The sequence below is a fragment of the Vagococcus martis genome, from assembly GCF_002026305.1.
In the GTDB taxonomy this organism is placed as follows: Bacteria; Bacillota; Bacilli; order Lactobacillales; family Vagococcaceae; genus Vagococcus; species Vagococcus martis.
In genome coordinates this window covers 1,704,210-1,721,784 of sequence record NZ_MVAB01000001.1, presented here as the reverse complement: position 1 = coordinate 1,721,784, position 17,575 = coordinate 1,704,210, and the positions used below count along the sequence as shown (strand labels likewise).

20 protein-coding genes are annotated in these 17,575 nt (G+C 33.8%); 3 read left to right on the top strand and 17 right to left on the bottom strand.

Annotated features, from left to right (window positions below):
• Positions 1–16: 16 nt before the first annotated feature.
• The 5 genes from uvrC to zapA all read right to left on the bottom strand — a co-directional run bounded on the left by uvrC (position 17) and on the right by zapA (position 5,766).
• The gene (gene uvrC, locus BW731_RS08335) at positions 17–1,798 is read right to left on the bottom strand and encodes an excinuclease ABC subunit UvrC (RefSeq protein ID WP_079347271.1); all 1,782 of its coding nucleotides are present in this window, start codon (positions 1,796–1,798) and stop codon (positions 17–19) included.
• Between the two features lie 98 nt (positions 1,799–1,896).
• Positions 1,897–2,208 (bottom strand): thioredoxin, encoded by a 312-nt coding sequence (gene trxA, locus BW731_RS08330; protein WP_071456352.1) that lies wholly within the window; start codon positions 2,206–2,208, stop codon positions 1,897–1,899.
• A gap of 85 nt (positions 2,209–2,293) precedes the next feature.
• Positions 2,294–4,666 (bottom strand): endonuclease MutS2, encoded by a 2,373-nt coding sequence (locus tag BW731_RS08325; RefSeq protein WP_079347270.1) that lies wholly within the window; start codon positions 4,664–4,666, stop codon positions 2,294–2,296.
• Between the two features lie 61 nt (positions 4,667–4,727).
• Entirely contained in the window at positions 4,728–5,279 is a 552-nt protein-coding gene (locus BW731_RS08320) for a CvpA family protein (protein WP_079347268.1), read from the bottom strand.
• A gap of 19 nt (positions 5,280–5,298) precedes the next feature.
• Positions 5,299–5,766, bottom strand: a complete 468-nt coding sequence (gene zapA, locus BW731_RS08315) for a cell division protein ZapA (protein ID WP_079347267.1) — start codon at positions 5,764–5,766, stop codon at positions 5,299–5,301.
• A gap of 152 nt (positions 5,767–5,918) precedes the next feature.
• On the opposite strand from zapA, the gene rnhC reads away from it, so the two are divergent.
• Together rnhC and BW731_RS08305 are read left to right on the top strand one after the other, a co-directional pair.
• Positions 5,919–6,845 (top strand): ribonuclease HIII, encoded by a 927-nt coding sequence (gene rnhC / locus BW731_RS08310; RefSeq protein WP_079347265.1) that lies wholly within the window; start codon positions 5,919–5,921, stop codon positions 6,843–6,845.
• A gap of 173 nt (positions 6,846–7,018) precedes the next feature.
• Positions 7,019–9,214, top strand: coding sequence for an amidase family protein (locus tag BW731_RS08305; RefSeq protein ID WP_079348603.1), 2,196 nt, complete (start codon positions 7,019–7,021; stop codon positions 9,212–9,214).
• A gap of 33 nt (positions 9,215–9,247) precedes the next feature.
• On the opposite strand, the gene BW731_RS08300 is transcribed toward BW731_RS08305, so the two are convergent.
• The 9 genes from BW731_RS08300 to pepA all read right to left on the bottom strand — a co-directional run bounded on the left by BW731_RS08300 (position 9,248) and on the right by pepA (position 13,603).
• Positions 9,248–9,682, bottom strand: coding sequence for a GNAT family N-acetyltransferase (locus BW731_RS08300; protein WP_079347263.1), 435 nt, complete (start codon positions 9,680–9,682; stop codon positions 9,248–9,250).
• Between the two features lie 14 nt (positions 9,683–9,696).
• A complete protein-coding gene (locus BW731_RS12625; RefSeq protein ID WP_158080185.1) occupies positions 9,697–9,843 on the bottom strand; it encodes a hypothetical protein in 147 nt (48 codons plus the stop codon).
• An 83-nt stretch (positions 9,844–9,926) separates the two neighbouring features.
• Positions 9,927–10,244 (bottom strand): DUF1292 domain-containing protein, encoded by a 318-nt coding sequence (locus BW731_RS08295; RefSeq protein ID WP_079347261.1) that lies wholly within the window; start codon positions 10,242–10,244, stop codon positions 9,927–9,929.
• A gap of 68 nt (positions 10,245–10,312) precedes the next feature.
• Positions 10,313–10,732 (bottom strand): Holliday junction resolvase RuvX, encoded by a 420-nt coding sequence (ruvX, locus tag BW731_RS08290; protein WP_079347260.1) that lies wholly within the window; start codon positions 10,730–10,732, stop codon positions 10,313–10,315.
• Complete coding sequence (locus tag BW731_RS08285; RefSeq protein ID WP_071456343.1) at positions 10,729–10,998, bottom strand: IreB family regulatory phosphoprotein; 270 nt, start codon at positions 10,996–10,998, stop codon at positions 10,729–10,731. The genes ruvX and BW731_RS08285 overlap by 4 nt, the downstream gene beginning before the upstream one ends.
• Before the next feature lie 92 nt (positions 10,999–11,090).
• Positions 11,091–11,708 (bottom strand): YtpR family tRNA-binding protein, encoded by a 618-nt coding sequence (ytpR, locus tag BW731_RS08280; protein WP_079347258.1) that lies wholly within the window; start codon positions 11,706–11,708, stop codon positions 11,091–11,093.
• A gap of 29 nt (positions 11,709–11,737) precedes the next feature.
• Entirely contained in the window at positions 11,738–12,193 is a 456-nt protein-coding gene (locus tag BW731_RS08275; protein WP_079347256.1) for a universal stress protein, read from the bottom strand.
• A gap of 14 nt (positions 12,194–12,207) precedes the next feature.
• Positions 12,208–12,519, bottom strand: a complete 312-nt coding sequence (locus BW731_RS08270; RefSeq protein ID WP_079347254.1) for a thioredoxin family protein — start codon at positions 12,517–12,519, stop codon at positions 12,208–12,210.
• Positions 12,520–12,526: 7 nt separating this feature from the next.
• Positions 12,527–13,603, bottom strand: coding sequence for a glutamyl aminopeptidase (pepA, locus tag BW731_RS08265; protein ID WP_079347253.1), 1,077 nt, complete (start codon positions 13,601–13,603; stop codon positions 12,527–12,529).
• 173 nt (positions 13,604–13,776) lie between these two features.
• Between pepA and BW731_RS08260 the strand changes: the two genes are divergently transcribed.
• Positions 13,777–14,136: a PepSY domain-containing protein gene (locus tag BW731_RS08260; RefSeq protein ID WP_079347251.1), complete on the top strand. Its 360-nt coding sequence runs from the start codon at positions 13,777–13,779 to the stop codon at positions 14,134–14,136.
• A 99-nt stretch (positions 14,137–14,235) separates the two neighbouring features.
• On the opposite strand, the gene BW731_RS08255 is transcribed toward BW731_RS08260, so the two are convergent.
• From BW731_RS08255 to BW731_RS08245, 3 genes are all read right to left on the bottom strand, one after another.
• Positions 14,236–14,997, bottom strand: a complete 762-nt coding sequence (locus BW731_RS08255) for a (S)-acetoin forming diacetyl reductase (protein ID WP_079347249.1) — start codon at positions 14,995–14,997, stop codon at positions 14,236–14,238.
• Positions 14,998–15,229: 232 nt separating this feature from the next.
• Positions 15,230–16,374 (bottom strand): IS3 family transposase gene (locus BW731_RS08250; protein ID WP_143592765.1). Its coding sequence is split into 2 segments (ribosomal slippage): positions 15,230–16,092 and positions 16,092–16,374, totalling 1,146 coding nucleotides; the frame shifts between segments, so codons are not numbered across the junction.
• Between the two features lie 210 nt (positions 16,375–16,584).
• A complete protein-coding gene (locus BW731_RS08245; protein WP_079344899.1) occupies positions 16,585–17,544 on the bottom strand; it encodes an IS30 family transposase in 960 nt (319 codons plus the stop codon).
• Between the last annotated feature and the right edge of the window lie 31 nt (positions 17,545–17,575).

The following is a 17,575-nucleotide window of genomic DNA, read 5'->3' as shown; positions in this document are numbered from 1 at the left end:
TTTTTTGCTACTTTGACTATTTTTTTATCGTTTGAAAATGTTGGTATACATTGGTTGCAACAGTTTTTGGAAGCCCAGAATCAACTAAATCTTCGACACTCGCTTCCTCAATTTTTTTCATAGATTTAAATGTCGTTAATAGTTTTTTCTTACGCTTAGGTCCAAGGCCTTCTATCCCATCAAGTTTTGATGCAAAACTTGTTTTACTACGGGTTGAACGATGAAATGTTATCGCAAATCTATGCACCTCATCTTGTATACGTTGAAGTAAAAAGAACTCTGAAGAATTTCGTTTTAATGGCACAACATCTAAGTCTGGTCCAAATAATAATTCACTGGTTTTATGTTGATCATTTTTAGCTAATCCTGCAATTGGTATATCTAAACCTAATTGGTTATCAAGAACATTTTGAGCAGCATGTACTTGCCCTTTTCCACCATCAATTAAGATTAAATCTGGCATTGGTAAATTATCTTTTATTACTCGAGAGTAACGTCTGTAAATGACTTCCTTCATTGAAGCATAATCATCCGGTCCTTCGACTGTTTTAATTTTAAATTTACGATAATCTTTTTTCGATGGTTTGCCATCCACATATACCACCATCGCAGAAACAGGATCGACCCCCATAATATTTGAATTATCAAACGCTTCTATTCTATTAGGTGTTGGTATCCTCATTGCTTGTCCTAATTTTTCTACAGCGCCGATTGTTCTATCTTCTTTTCTTTCTATTAAACTAAATTGTTCTTCTAAATAAATTTTGGCATTTTTATTGGCTAAATTCACTAAATCTTTTTTCTCACCGCGTTGAGGTTGTAAAATTTTAGTTGGAATCATCGCTTCGACAAGGCTTTTATCCAATTCTTTTGGTAATAGTATTTCTTTGGGAATAAAATGGTGATTCTCTTGATAAAATTGCCCAATAAAAGTCAACATATCTTCTTCTGGTTCATTATAAAATGGAAAATCAAATACATTTCGCTCAATTAGTTTTCCTTGTCTAACAAAAAAGACTTGAACAACCATCCATCCTTTATCGGCATAATAACCAAATACATCACGATCAACAAAATCTGCGTTGGTCATTTTTTGTTTGGTCATCACACTTTGAATCGACTGAATTTGATCACGGTATTCAGCCGCTTTTTCAAACTCCATATTCTCAGAAGCTTTTATCATTTTTTCTTCTATCTTTTTTTGAATTTCTGTATAGCCGCCATTTAGGAATTTTTTGATCTCTTCTACCATCTCTTTATACTTCGCTTCTACTACTGGGTTCACACAAGGACCTAAACATTGTCCCATATGATAGTACAAACACACTTCATTCGGTAAATTTTTACATTTTCTAAGTGGATAAATTTTATCAAGCAATCGTTTCGTTTCATTGGCTGCTTTTACATCTGGATACGGACCAAAATAAATCGCATTATCTTTTAATACTTTGCGTGTAATCAATAATCTTGGGGCTTTTTCATTTGTTATCTTGATGAAGGGATAGCTTTTATCATCTTTTAACATAATGTTATACTTCGGCATATTCTTTTGGATTAAATTTATTTCTAAAAGCAAGGCTTCTGTATTCGACTCTGTGATAATCGTCTCAAAATCTACAATTTCACTTACTAGTCGTTGTGTTTTCTCATCATGCGTCCCAGTAAAATAAGACCGCACTCGATTTTTTAAAATTTTCGCCTTACCAACATATATAATCGTATTATGTTTATCTTTCATCAAATAACAGCCTGGCTGATCTGGCAACAAAGCTAATTTATTTTTTATTCTTTCGTTCACTAGTTCAATCTCCTTGTACTCTCTCTTTATCAAGTATACAATTTGTTGAAAAAAAAATCATTCCACAGTGATTATAGCACCATAGAATGATTATAATTTTAAAGATATTTATTAAATACTTGTTCTAATTGTGGTTTTTGTTGGACACCAATCATTTGTTCAACAACTTGACCATCTTTTTTAAGTAATAATGTTGGAATGCTCATGATTCCGTGTGCTTGACTTGTTTGAGGATTTTCATCCACATTTACTTTAACAATTTTTACTTTGTCTTGGTATTCTGTTGCGATACCGTCTAAGATAGGTCCTTGCATACGACATGGTCCACACCAAGGTGCCCAGAAGTCTACCAATACTAATCCTTCATCTGTTTCTGCTGCAAAATTTGCATCTGTAATATTTTCTACCATATTCATTCATCTCCTAAATAATCTTTTACTTTATAAACTGATTATACCATCGGGGGTAGTAAAGAACTAACAATCTGCTCACTTTTTAGAAAGTCACAATTGTCGCACCGTCTCCACCTTGATTGCTAGGAGCAAAATTATATTTTTTTACTCGACGATTATTTTTCAAGTACTCTTGTACCCCTTGTTTTAAAGCACCCGTTCCACGTCCGTGGACAATCGTTACTTGAGGATAACCTGCAAGTAAGGCAGCATCAATGTATTGATCAACTTCTGCTAAGGCGTCTTCATAACGTTTACCACGTAAATCCAGTTGAGTTGAAACGGATTGACGACTACCGCCGCCATCACTTTTTACCGTTGATACACGCATGCGAGGTTCTTTCTCAGGCGCAATTCGTGTCATGCCATCTTCTGATACATTCATCTTCAGAATACCTAGTTGCACTTGCCATTCTTTATTGCCAACTTTCTCAATCAATGTTCCTCGTTGACCAAATGCTTCAACTAAAACATCATCACCAGCTTTAAATGATTTTTTCTCTTTCTCTTTTTTCAAGACTTTATTTTTCTTCAAATGTGTTTCATCATGTTTTAGATTTTCTAATCCTGATTTAACTTCAATCAATTCATGTTCTTTAACAGATTGATTATTCCCTGTTCTTAGTTGCATTTGACGAATGTCTTTAATCATTTTTTCTGATTCTTCTTGCGCTTTACTGATGACTTCATTCGCTTCTCTTTTAGCCTTATTCATCTCTTTTTCACGTTCGGTAAAGAATCGTTCATACGCTTCTTTTAAATCATGATAAAGATTTTCTGCTTCATCAGCATAGTGACGCATTTCCAGATATTCAGTTTCTGTCATTTTACGTTGGTTTTCTAAATCAGAAATCATATCATTTAAATCTTGGCTTTCTCCATCAATAATTTGTTTAGATTGCTCAATGATATCAGGAGATAATCCTAAACGTTTTGATATTTCAAACGCGTTACTTCGACCAGGAATCCCAATTAACAAATGATATGTTGGACTAAGTGTATCAACATCAAATTCCATACTAGCATTGATTGTATTCGGACGATTATAGCCATAAACCTTTAACTCAGGATAGTGAGTCGTTGCCATAACATAGGCGCCGATTTCTCCAACTTTATCTAGAATAGAAATAGCAAGTGCCGCTCCTTCTTGTGGATCTGTTCCTGCTCCTAACTCATCAAATAATACCAAACTATCTGAATCAAGATTATCTAAAATTGACACAATGTTTGTCATATGTGAAGAGAACGTTGATAAATTCTGCTCAATCGACTGCTCATCCCCTATATCTGCATAAATATTTGAAAAGATTCCAATACTACTTTCTTCACCTACAGGAATTGGTAAACCAGATTGTCCCATTAATTGTAGTAATCCTAATGTTTTAAGTGTAATTGTCTTACCACCTGTATTTGGTCCTGTAATAACAACAGCCTGATAATCTTTTCCAATCACGATATCATTTGGTACCACAACGTCTTCATCAATTAGTGGATGTCTTGCTTGTTTCAGATGAACATCTTTTTCGTCACTTAATCTTGGCACCACTGCTTTTAATTGTTTTCCAAACAATGCTTTACTGTTAATAAAATCAAGTTTTCCTAAGACATAAGCATTTTGTAAAATATCATGTCTGTACGGCTCAAGTTCATTTGATAATTCGGCTAAAATTCGCTCGATTTCTTTGCGCTCAGAAATTTGATGTTGTCTTAAACGATTATTTAGTTCAACTACTTGTCTTGGTTCAACAAAAACTGTTTGACCAGATGCACTTTGATCATGGACAACACCACCAAAATGACTACGATACTCACTTTTTACCGGGATAACATAGCGATCATTTCTCATTGTCACGATCGTATCACTCAGGTAATTCGAATTTTTTCCACGAAGAATCCCGTCAAGTTGTTCTCTCACCGCTTGTTCAGAGCGTCTAATACTTTGGCGAATTTGTTTTAATTCTGGTGACGCATCATCTGTTACAGTACCATCTTCATCAATTGCATGTCTGATTTCTTTTGATAGTTCTGGTAGAGCAATCATTTTTTCTGACCAGTCATACAAACGATGTAATTCAATATCCGCATCCTTTAAATCATCAAAGAAATGTTGAATTTCAAGAACAGTTGTCAAGACACGACCAACTTGTGCTAACTCTAAACCATTTAGCATAGCACCAATTTCAATACGTTTCATATGTGGTTTGATGTTTTCTAAGATTGGCATAGGAATGCCCCCGCGTAAACGCAAAACAGTCATACCATCTTCTGTTTCCATTAAATATTCTTCTATTTCATCATATGAGTGTGATGCTTTTAAGTCATTAACATGCTCCAGCCCAGATTTTGTTACAATATGTTGAGATAACATTTGTTTGACTTTATCAAACTCTAATATATCTTCTATTTTCTTTTTCACTCTATTTCACTTCCTAAATCCGACTTATGTAAATAAAGAGCCTACTTTATTAGGCTCTCTTTTATAAAATAATTTGTTTAATAAACCATTGATATAGATTGGCTGATAATACTGGTGTATGCTCAATCATCCCCTTAGCAATACCTGATTTATCAAATGCATTTTGAATAAATCCTAGAGGTATCATCGACAATACTGTCAAAACAAGTACTAATCCAATATAAGTTAAGCCAAGATTGATTAAACCACCTATTAATTGATTGCTTTTATTCGCTAGTGGAATAAACGTTAATCTGTAGCATAACATGCCAATAAATCTTGTGATTAAATACCCTATTAAAAGGATGAATATGAACGCAAAGCCAGCATAAAAAGCTTTGTCTAAATCAAAAATCAAACTATTATCAAACACACTTAACTTAGTGATTTGTGTTGGCGCAGGATAAGGGACGAGTAATTCAATCTTTTTCCCAACTGATTGATACGATTCTTTTGCCATGAAAAAACTTAATGAATATCCGACAAAATAAACCAGTTGCAAGGCAAATCCTCGGCGATATCCGGCATAAAATCCTGTTAATAATATAAGTATACTAATTATCGTTATAACCATTGCAAAACCTACTTATTCTTTATTTATTAATTGATGATTTCTTCTTATTATTGTTTCGTTTAATTTTTTCTTTTGCTTGCTCATTGACAATTTTTTGAATTTCAATTTGATTTAACATCTCTTCATCTGTTAATTCTCGGTTTTCTTGTATCGCTTTTTTTCGTGTTTCTTTTTCTCTTGCTTCAATTTTATCAAGACGTTCTTCTAACGCCATCATTTTCTCTAACTCATCTTCTAAATCACTAATATCTTTCTTCAAATCAAGAATAGTTTCTTGTTGTTTTATTTGAACAGATAGTGTATTAATCGCTAGTAAGATAGCTGCCTGTTCTGTTGATAACTTAGGAGCATTTTTCATAATTGTTTCAAGTTGTTCATTTGCCAATTGATTAACAATATCCATATGATAATGACTTTCTTTTCCTATGATTGTATATGTATTTCCTGCAATTGTCGCTTTATAACGTTTGTTCTCTTCAAGAGCCATCTTAAATCCTCCCATAAATCCTTCACTAAAAGAAGCAACTTAATTATATATGACTTTCTTTTAATTGACAATTAAGCAAGTTGTACCTTAAGAATCATTCATGATAAAAACATGTTATACTTAACATAAATTTTTTAAAAAGGAAGTTGAACATGCAACAAACTATAACATTATTAGCTTCTGACAAGCTAATCAGTGAACTAACAACAGCTTATGAACCATATTTCCAAAAAACACCCCCATATGCATTATTTCAAGCCAAAATTCCTGGAGTAGTTATCACAGCTTATCAATCAAAAAAAGTTGTCTTTCAAGGAGTCAACGCTGAAAAAGAAGCCGCTATGTGGGAGAAGCGTGGAGCTAATACGACACAAAAAAAACAATCTTCTAGTTCTTCAAACTCGTTGCCAAAAGATTTTGCTTTATGGAACGTTGTGGGGAGTGACGAGGTTGGAAATGGTAGTTATCTTGGACCAGTTGTTGTCTGTGCTGCTTACGTTGATGACACACACATGCCTTTATTAAAAGAATTAGGTGTGAAGGATTCTAAAATGTTAACTGACACAGATATTAAACGCATTGCAAAAGAGATTATTCATGTTATGCCCTATCGAAAACTTGTCCTCACACCCAAAAAATATAATGAAATACAACCTGAGTATAATGTCAATCGGATGAAAGTTGCCCTACATAACCAAGCAGTTTACTTATTATTACAAGATATTTCTCCGATTACCCCCAAAGGTATATTAATTGACCAGTTTACTCCTGAGTCAAACTATCGAAAATATTTAGCTAAAGAGAAAAATCAAGTAACTAAACCTTTATACTTCACGACAAAAGGAGAACAATATCATCTGGCGGTTGCTGCTGCATCCATTATTTGCCGCGCAGAATTTTTAACAAGTTTAGAAACAGCTAGTAAAGAATTAGGATTTACTATTCCTTCAGGTGCTGGACAAAAATCAGATATAGCTGCTGCTAAAATCCTAAAAAAAGGTGGCATGCCCCTTTTAGAACAATATGCAAAAGTTCATTTTGCCAACACTCAAAAAGCCTACCATTTAATAAATCGTTAAAAACAAAATTGTTTTGCTTATTTCAACCACTGTCTTCTATTGGTAGACTTTTATAAATCATTTAAACATATTTGACTTTTTTGTCAGTAAAAGAGCGACGTAAAAATTTACGTGGTTCTTTTTTTATTGTTTTTGGTTACACTTTAAGAAGTTTGTAAAAAAGGAGAAGAAACATGTCGATAAAAAATCATATTAAATTATTACTTGCCACAGCTCTATTGTCTGTTGGTATACATACTCAAGCAGTGGAAGTTCCTGTCACTACCACTAGTAATTCAGCCGTCATTCCTGAGACACCTCATCACGTCAAGCTAACAACTGATGAATATATTTCTATGAGTGCCACTGATTTAGCAAAATTAGTTAGAGAGAAAAAAGTGACAACCGAAGAATTAATTGATTTAGCTTTTCAAGTCAATGACATAGAAAACCCACGAACAAATGCTTTAATTACGACAAGAAAAGATCTTGCTTTAAAAGAAGCAAGCGAGATGGTCGATAACGGTCAACCATTTTTTGGTGTCCCTATCGTGATGAAAGGTTTAGGTCATAGCATCGTTGGAGGAAGTAACTCGAATGGGTTAGATTTTAACAAACATGTCACAACAAAATTTAACGGGCGAATTGCCAAATCATTACAAGATTTAGGATTTGTTATCATTGGTCAAAGCAACTACCCACAATTAGGATTGAAAAATGTGACCGACTCAACTTTGTATGGTCCAACTGGAAGTCCTTGGAACCCTAATTATCAAGCAGGTGGGTCTTCTGGTGGTTCTGGGGCCGCAATTGCGTCAGGTGTTGTGCCAGTTGCTTCTGGAAGTGATGCTGGTGGGTCTATCAGAATTCCAGCATCATGGAATGGTCTTGTCGGATTAAAACCTTCTAGAGGAATCATTTCGGGAAATGCCAAAACAGGTCAAGTTGTTAATTTCCCACTTGCTAAAAACATGGAAGACACGATAGCTTTATTTGAAAATTTATTAACATCTGACATTAATCCTACACCTACTAATCTTACTGGAATAAAAGTAGGTTACACCACTACTTCACCTGTTGGGACACCAGTCAGTGAGGATGCTAAACAAGCTGTTATGAATGCTGTGAACTTTTTAAATTCAAAAGGAATTGTCACTGAAGAAATCTCTATCCCAGTTGATGGTGTTAAATTGATGCACGGATATTATGAAATGGCTACTGCTTCAGGTAGTTTAGCCAACTTTTTAGCTAAGCAAACCTTAAAAAGAAGTTTACATATAGACGATGTTGATCCAGTTACTTGGGCTCTTTATCAAGCAAGTGAATTTGTCAATAAAGAAGATTTAGAAAAAGTCAGTGCTTATAATGATGAGGTCAAAGAAACAATGGAAGCTTTATATAAAGACTACCCATTAATCTTAACTCCTACTACAGCCTCAACTGCTCCAGGACTAACTGAATCTTTATTAACACCAGAATACGCTGAACAGATCAAACATATTGATGAATTGAAAACAAAAGATGAACGTATGAAAGTTGTCTATGATCAATGGCTAAATTCATTAGCATACACACCGTTCACTCAGTTAGCAAATTTAACTGGCCAACCTGCAATTAGCTTACCTACTTATGTCAGCAAAAATAATTTACCTTTAGGGATACAATTTAATGCTGCGACAAATCAAGATAGACTGTTACTAGAAATAGGAAAACTATTTGAAGAAAATAATCAATTTAAACAATTGCACACTAAAAAAGATGTAATCGCTCCTGAAACAAGCGATACAATGACTTCCACTACCGAGTCAACAACGGAAAATCAGCCTGGTTCTTCTTCAAGCAGTGAAATGGAAACAAGTCAAACAAATGATAGTATGAGTCAATCTGGAAATGAATCGACACAAGAAACAACTAGCGTAACAGATACTACGACTTCAGAAAGTAGTACTAACTCTACATCTCAAACGATAAGCGACGAATCAAAGAATTCCACCACTAGTACTTCTGAGATAACAAGTACAACAGTAAGTAGTAGTCAACAAGAATCAAGTTCTACGTCTCCATCTTCTGCTCTAGTGAGTGAAGAGGATAACATTGAAATTATGCCTACTCCTGAAATAAGTAGTAGTACAATATCAATCTCTAGTGACCACTCAAGTCAATCATCTAGTTCACAGACTAGTCAAACGAGTGAAATAAGTAGCCAGACAGGCACTACATCTCAGAAAACAGTTTCTAAAAAGAAAAAAGTAAACAGCGACAATCAAGAATTAAACTCTTTATCTCGTCTTCCTAAAACAGGAGAAGTTGTCCAAAAATATCTGCCACTCATCGGAATATTAATCATTGGTTTAGCAGCTATTTTTATGTATATGAAAAAGAAAAAATAGTAAAAATAAAACTGACAGTTGATTTATTCACTGTCAGTTTTTGTATACCATAACCAATTCAATTTCTTTTGTGTCCTCATCAATTTGAGTTTCACTAATTTTAAATCCTTCTTTAGTATAAAAATTGATTGCCTGTTTATTTTTCTCATAAACTGTTAAGGAGAATTCTTCAAAATCAGCTTTTGCTCGTTCTATTAGTTTATTTCCAATACCTTGCCTTTGATAGTCAGATGATACAAATAATCCCGCAATATAGCCTTCTAAAACACCTAAAAAGCCAATCATTTTTCCGTTTTCATCTGTTGCTATATAGATATCTGCTTTAGGTAACTCTTTTTCTACAAGCTCTACATTATCTTCCCAATACGAATTTGCTATAAAAGAATGAGCTTTTTTGTTAGTATCAAGCCAAATCGACATAATATCTTTTAATTGATTTTCCGTTAACACCTCTAATTTAGTAATCATCTTATCATTCCTTCCTAATATCTTTGCATGACAGAAAACAATGGATAAGTTAAAATCCCAATTAATATGCCTAATGCCATATCTTTTAAAACATTACCCAAAACAACCCCGATTAGAAGACTTAAAAACAATACAGTATAGCTTCCTTTATACTTTTTCATTTACTTTTCCTCTTCTCAAACTTCCAAAACTCTACAAAAAAAGCTAAATCCCCTTTTGCAAGGATTTAGCCATCATTTTTTTATTAATCTTCTTCTGATTCGAATGTATTGAAAACTTCTTCAATCATGTCCCATTCAGCTTCTGTTTCAATTTCCATCAGACGGCCTTCTGCTTCATTATCAGCTTGTTCGTAAGCATAGGCTAATAACTCAACTTCTTCGCCTTCAGGTGTACTTGCATCATATAATAATACGTACTCTTTACCAAATTGTTCTGTTCCATCAATTGTTAAATGAATACGGAACAATACCTCATTGCCTTCATCATCAATTAATGTAATTAAATCATCTGCATCATGTACATGATCGTGATCATGGTTATGTTCATGTTTGTCTGTCATTTTATATTCCTCTTTTCTGTTCAACTTTGCTTCTACTTCATTATACAAAAAAAAAGATAAAAAGGCTATTAAACCTTTTTATCTAAATAATTTTGAAGAATCATCACAGCAGCTAATTTATCAATCACTTTTTTACGCTTTGCTCGAGATGTATTTGCTTGTTCAACTAACATTCTCTCAGCTGCAACTGTTGACAATCGCTCGTCTTGATAAACGACTGGTAAATTAAACGTTTCTTTTAACAAATCACCATACGCCATTGCTGCTTCAGCTCTTGGGCCAATGGTGTTGTTCATGTTTTTAGGTAAGCCAACAACAAATTCTTCGACTTCATATTGTTTGACTAACTCCGCAACACGCTCAATCCCAAATTCGCCTTCATCTTCATTAATTTTTATAATTTCTAACCCTTGGGCTGTCCAACCTAATAGGTCACTTACTGCAACACCAACAGTTCTAGATCCTACATCTAATCCCATTTTTCTCATAATAGATTGATTCCATTATGCACTAAATAGTTTTTTACCAATTCTTCCATAATTTCGTCTCGTTCGTGGCGACGAATTAAATTACGAGCATCCTGATAACGTGGAATATAGGCTGGGTCTCCTGATAATAAGTAACCAACAATTTGATTGATTGGGTTATAACCTTTTTCTTTCAATGCCATATAGACAATCGCTAATGTTTCACTTACTTCACGTTTATTGTTATCCCCAAAATCAAATTGGACTGTTTCATCAATAAAACTCATTGCAATTCCCCCCTTTAATATGTCTCAAGTGTTATTTTAACTCATACTGATTCAAACAACAATTATTAACTCGAAATTTTACAAACAATTAACTATTGAGGTAAATTAAAACGTGCCCCTACTTCATAGCTATCATCTAATTCTAAAATTCCTTTTTCTTGTGGTGCATTTGGTAAACGTAATTCTTTTGCAGAACACACCATACCAAAACTTTCCACACCTCGTAATTCTCCTGGCCAAATAATTAAGCCATCTGGCATCATGGCACCAACTTTTGCTACAACTACTTTTAAGCCAGCTTTAATATTTGGTGCACCACATACAATTTGCAAATGCTCACCATTATCAACTTCAATATCATTGACTGTTAAGTGGTCAGAATCTTCATGTGGTGTACATGTATGAACATATCCTACAACAAATTTTGGTGAATTATCTGCTTCAAACTCATGAGCAAATCCAGCCTCTTTTAATGCCAAGTTAAGTTCAGTAATTTGTGATGGTGATAACTCGATTTGGCCATTTCCATTTAAATTTGTAATATGATGCGATGCTTCAAAAATATTCCATCCAAGAATTTGTTCTGTCTCTTTATCAACTATACAAGCAACATTTCCTTGTTTAATAACTGAAACCTCTTTATTTTTCCCTTGAGCTGTCACAATGATTAATGTGTCACCTACAGCTTCTAAATTATAACTAACAATCATTAATTTTTTCCTCACCATTCTTTTCGTTTTTATTCTGGTCGAACAACTAACACATCACACGGTGCTGTACGAATGATATGATCACTCACACTTCCCATAACCAATCGCTCCACTGCGTTAAGTCCTGATTGCCCAACCATAATTAAATCTGTGTTGTATTTCTCTGGTAATTCTGTCGCCATCATGACTTTAGGAGACCCAAATTCTAATGTTACTTTCACACGATCATACCCTAAATCTTTGGCTATTTTTTTATAGCTTTCAAGCAACTCTTTAGCTTGATTTGTTTCTTCTTGGACAATATCTGGAGAAAAAGTAGAGAATGCCATCGTTCCACCATATAATTTATTTTCGATAATGTGAGCAACGACAATTTCTGCATTATTTCGTTTTGCCACAGATACAGCTTTTTCAAACGCTTGTTGCGCTTGTTCACTGCCATCTGTTCCGACTAAAATTGAACGATATTCTTGTGATTCTAACATACTATCTCCTCCTTTTATAATTCACTGATAAACGTCATAATTTCTTCTTTCGTTTTACGGTTTTTACTAACAAAACGACCGCGTTCTTTGCCATCTTCAATTGCAACAAAACTTGGAATACCTAATATCCCCCACTTTTGGCAAATATCGATAAACACATCTCGATCTACTTGAACAAACGTGTATTCAGGAAAACTTGCTTCAATATCTGGCATGTCTGGTTTAATATAAACACAATCACCACACCAATCAGCTGTAAAAAATAGCATGGTTTTTCCTTCTTCAAGTGGTTTAGCTAATTCTTCATACGTTGTTGGGATTAACATACTTTCACTACTTTCCGTATATTATTGTATCAACTTCTGTTTTATCTAATGTTGTGATTAATTTCAAGACCATTTCTCTTGCAGCTTCATAATCTTTGATACTAAACATTGTTTGATGAGTATGGATATAACGACCTGGCACACCAATTACCGCACTTGGAACTCCGTCATTGGCTAAGTGTGCTGCACCTGCGTCTGTTCCACCTTTTGAGACAAAGTATTGATATGGAATATTATTATCTTCTGCTAATTCAAGGATGTATTCACGCATACGACCTAGCATAATCATTCCTGGGTCAAAAATTCTTAATAAGAATCCTTCATCTAATTGACCATTCGCATCTTTTTTACCGGACATATCCTCAGCTGGTGAACAATCCACTGCAAAGAATAAATCTGGTTTAAATTTGTGAGTCGATACTTTTGCTCCACGTAACCCAACTTCTTCTTGCACATTTGCTCCTGCAATTAAGGTATTTGGTAATTCTTGACCATATAATTCTTCTAAAACATCTAACACCAGTGTACAACCATAGCGATTATCCCACGCTTTTGAAATAATTCGTTTACCGTTTGCTGTTTTAATTGTTTCAGCTTGAGGAACAATCCCGTCTCCTGGACGTACACCAAACTCTTCTGCTTCTTCTTTTGATACAAATCCTGCATCAAATAAAATATCCGCAACATCTATTCCCTTTTGCTTGTTTGCTCCTCTTAATAAATGAGGTGGAACTGATGTCGAAATGATTGGATAATCACCTTTTTTTGTTTGTAAAGTAAAACGTTGTGCTGATACAGTGTAAGGATTCCATCCACCTAAAGGAACGACTCTAAACAACCCATTTTCTAAAATTTGACTCACCATAAACCCAACTTCATCCATGTGAGATGCTAACATGATGCGAGGTGCTTCGTTTGATTTGTTTTTACGAATGCCAAACACGCCACCTAAGCCATCATATTCCACTTTATCAACGAAAGGTGTCATCTCTTTAGCCATAACACGTCGCATGTTATCTTCAAGACCACTGACACTTTGCATTTCAGTTAGTGTTTTTATACGATTAAATAATTTATCATCCATGATTATCTACTAATTAAATAATTAGTAGTTCACCTCTCTTTCTTATTCACTTAATTATAACATAATGACCGCATACGCAAAAACCTATCACTTAATTCTTGCTTCTTTTTTCTTCCTATTTGATTCATTTATGCTACAATAAGAACATCAGTATTACCATAGGAGGTAACGACATGTTTCATAAAAAACAAAAAACAAAAGAAGTTTATCATCATGGCTTAACGACTGGTTTAGGTATTGGTTTAGCAGTGGGTGCCGTTGCTGGTGCTTTAGTCACAAAATGGTACAAAGATAACAAAGTACTTTCAGCAGATGATATTTTAGAACAAGTGAAATCTGACTTTTTACAAGATGGGCCAATTGAAGGATCTTGGATTCACTTTAAAAAAGAACCTTTAGATAAATTTGCGATTAAGACAGATGTTTATACTGGTGGTATTTCTCGTATTGAAGAAGGACAACTGGTTCAATATGAATTTACAGCAGATGCTCATACTGGTTCAATTATTGATATCCATAAAATTGAAAATTAATAGATAAAAGAGTGCTGACTATCTCATCAGCACTCTTTTTTTGCAATAAAAAACTCCCTCAGAATTTCTTTCTAAGAGAGTTTAATTTATAAGTCAGTTTTAATGAAATTGCATCCCACCATCAACAATAATTGTTTGACCTGTAATATAGTTTGAGTCTGGTCCTGCAAGGAATGATACAACATTAGCAACATCTTCTGGTTCAGACAAACGTTTCATTGCGATATCTTTTGCAAATGTCTGCATTCCCCATTCATCATCTTTTCCTGCATTTTTACCAACTTGATGAGCAATGTCATACATCATAGGAGTTTTAACAATCCCTGGTGCATAAGCATTTACTGTGATGCCTTCTTCAGCTAAATCACGGGCTGCAATTTGAGTCATGCCACGAACCGCAAATTTTGATGAACTATAAAGCATCAAGTTAGGATTTCCTACCACACCTGCTTGAGATGTTGCGTTAATCACTTTACCACCATGACCAAATTTACGGAACATTTCTGTTGCGATTTGAGTTCCCCATAAAACACCACCAACGTTAATATCATAAACTTTTTTAAAAAGTTCTGGCGTAATTGTTTCAATTGGTGTTGTTGGTGCGATACCTGCATTGTTTACCATAACATGTAAATCACCAAATGTTTCAACGATTGATTCAACTGCTGAAATTAATTGATCTCTATCTGAAACATCAGCTGTTGCAGCAAAAGAATTTTCACCTAATTCTTCAGCAGCTTTTTGAGCAATTTCTTTATTGTAGTCAATAATCCCAACTTTAAACCCATCTTCGTGTAATCGTTTTGCAATGGCAAAACCAATTCCTTGACCAGCACCTGTAACTACTGCAACTTTACTCATATTCTTTCCCCTTTTTTGGTTGTCATTACGGCAATCCTTATTTTTTTCTTGTTTAGTATACTGCTACTATTAATTTGTTGCAAATTACTTTTTATTGTTATTTAATTTATTGCTAAATACCCACATTTTATACTTTGTTAACCTTTTCCTAAATACACTATTGTTTTATTTATAACAAAAAAGAACCTAGAGTTGGGACTGAACCCCTAAAATGAGACAGTAATAAAAACACCTATGCGATTACTTTTTTCCGATAGTCAACTGGAGATAAGTAGTCGTATTTTTGTTGAATTCTTTCTTTATTATAATAGTTGATGAAATTTTGTACAGTTTCAATTACACTAATTGTAGAGCTTCCAAGCTCTGGGTGTAATGAGAACGTTTCAGACTTTAGGATGGAATGAAACGATTCTATTGGAGCATTATCTGCAGGAGTCCCTTTTCGGGACATACTTCTGGTAATGCTCTTTTCTTTTGTTGCGTGATAATAAGCATATGAAGTATACACAGAACCTTGATCCGAATGAAGTATACATTTATCTGGAAGTTTAGGTAATTTATTTAGTGTGTCTAAAACACAAGATATGTCCTGTTTTTCACTTATTGTATAAGAAAGTATTTCTCCATTAAACAAATCCATAATGCTAGAAAGATAGAGTCTTTTAGGACCATAATCAAGATAAGTGATGTCTGTTGTTAGTTTTTCTAGTGGCTTACTTGAACTAAAGTCTCTATCAATTATATTAGTAGTTTTAAAATAAATAGAACCTGGACGTTTTTCTTTCTTTATTTTCACCTGACAACTCCATCCATATTTTTGCATAATACGCTGAACAACTTTATGATTCACTTTTATCTTTTTACGAAGTAAAAAAGTGATTTTTCGATAACCATAAGTGAACTTGTTTTCTTTACACAGCTGCTCAATCATTTTAATTCGATTATCGGCAACATATTCTTTCTTAGACCAACGATAGTAAGTACTTCTAGCTATCCCAAAATAGTGACATAACCATGTTATAGATAGTTTTCCTTTATAAGAATCAACTAAATTTATGAATACTTCTTTTTCCACATCCTTTCCAACTCCTTGTATTTTTTTAAAACATCAATTTCCTGTTTCAAGTACTTGTTTTCTCTTTCTAGAACTTCTAAAGGCGAAAAGTGTTCATTACCTTTTCCATAAGTATATTGTTTTCCCACACCTTGAGAGAATCGATAAGATTCTCCATTTCTATACCATTTCCACCATGTTTTCACCTGAGTTTTATTCCGAATGTTGAGTTTATTCATAATTTCTGATGTTGTTTTACCTTCAAGTTTCATTTTTATAGCTTCTTCTTTTACTTCTACTGGATAAGCAATCCTTTTAACCATAAAAAATGGCTCTATAATTTCTACTGTTGGTAACACAAGTTACCGATAGTTTTTTGTACACAAAAACATGTGATATCCGTTAGAATGAAATTGCGAAAAAACAAACTAAGGAGGATACCACATGTCATATTCACAGACTATCAAAGATATCTTAAATATACTAGACCTAAATATTATTTTTAATGAAAATTGTTTATCTACTTTCATTTGTCAAATTAAGCTAGACAAAATATCGTTGTCTACATAACTCAAAAATACTTCCAATGGTGTTTTATAGTTTAATGATTTTCTAGGAATATTATTTCTTTTAGAAGCGATAGATTGGATAAAAGATTCCTCAACTTTGTTGAAATCCATTTGTTTAGGTAATCCATCTTTACGTAATAACCCATTAGAGTTTTCATTTAAGCCACGTTGTGATGGTGTTCCTGGATCGGCAAAATAAATATCAATATCATTTAGATTGCTGATTGATTTCCAATTAGAAAATTCTTTACCACAATCGAATGTGATTGATTTAAATAGATGGCATGGAAACTTTTTAAACCAATTATTTAAACTATTTTCGATATCTATTGCTCGTCTGCCTATTGGTTTTAACGTAATAATCACTTTCGATAGTCTTTCAACGAGTGTGATAACAGCACTTTTATGATCTTTTCCAACAATTGTGTCACCTTCAAGGTGACCAAATTCATTATTAAAGAGTTGATAGTCCTTATTACGTTGATGGATGGTTCTTTTAAAGGCTTGTTTACCTCTTTTTTCTTTATAACCATTCGCTTTCCTTTTACCTTTCATAGGTAATGCGGTCAAATCAAACAGTCCTTGCTTAAATAATCTATAAAGAGTACTGATAGAACATGAGATAGGAAACTCAGCACGACCAATAATGACATCTGGAGTCCATCCTTGAACAACCTTCTTTTGAATGTATTCTGTTTCATTATCAGATAAAGAAATAGGACGCCTGCCACAATTCTTTTTATTATTTTTGTATCTTTTATAGTAATCTAGTGCAGATAATCCCTCATCAAAAGCTTTGTAAACATTATAGATAGTCTGTTTTGCTCGTTTCAATTGTTTCGCAACGTATGTTCCTTTTTTATTTTGATGGTAATAAGCTTCTATCAAAACTAGCTCGTCTGTAGTAAGATGTGTATAGGTCATTTGTGATCACTCTCCTTGTTTTCTTTGGTTG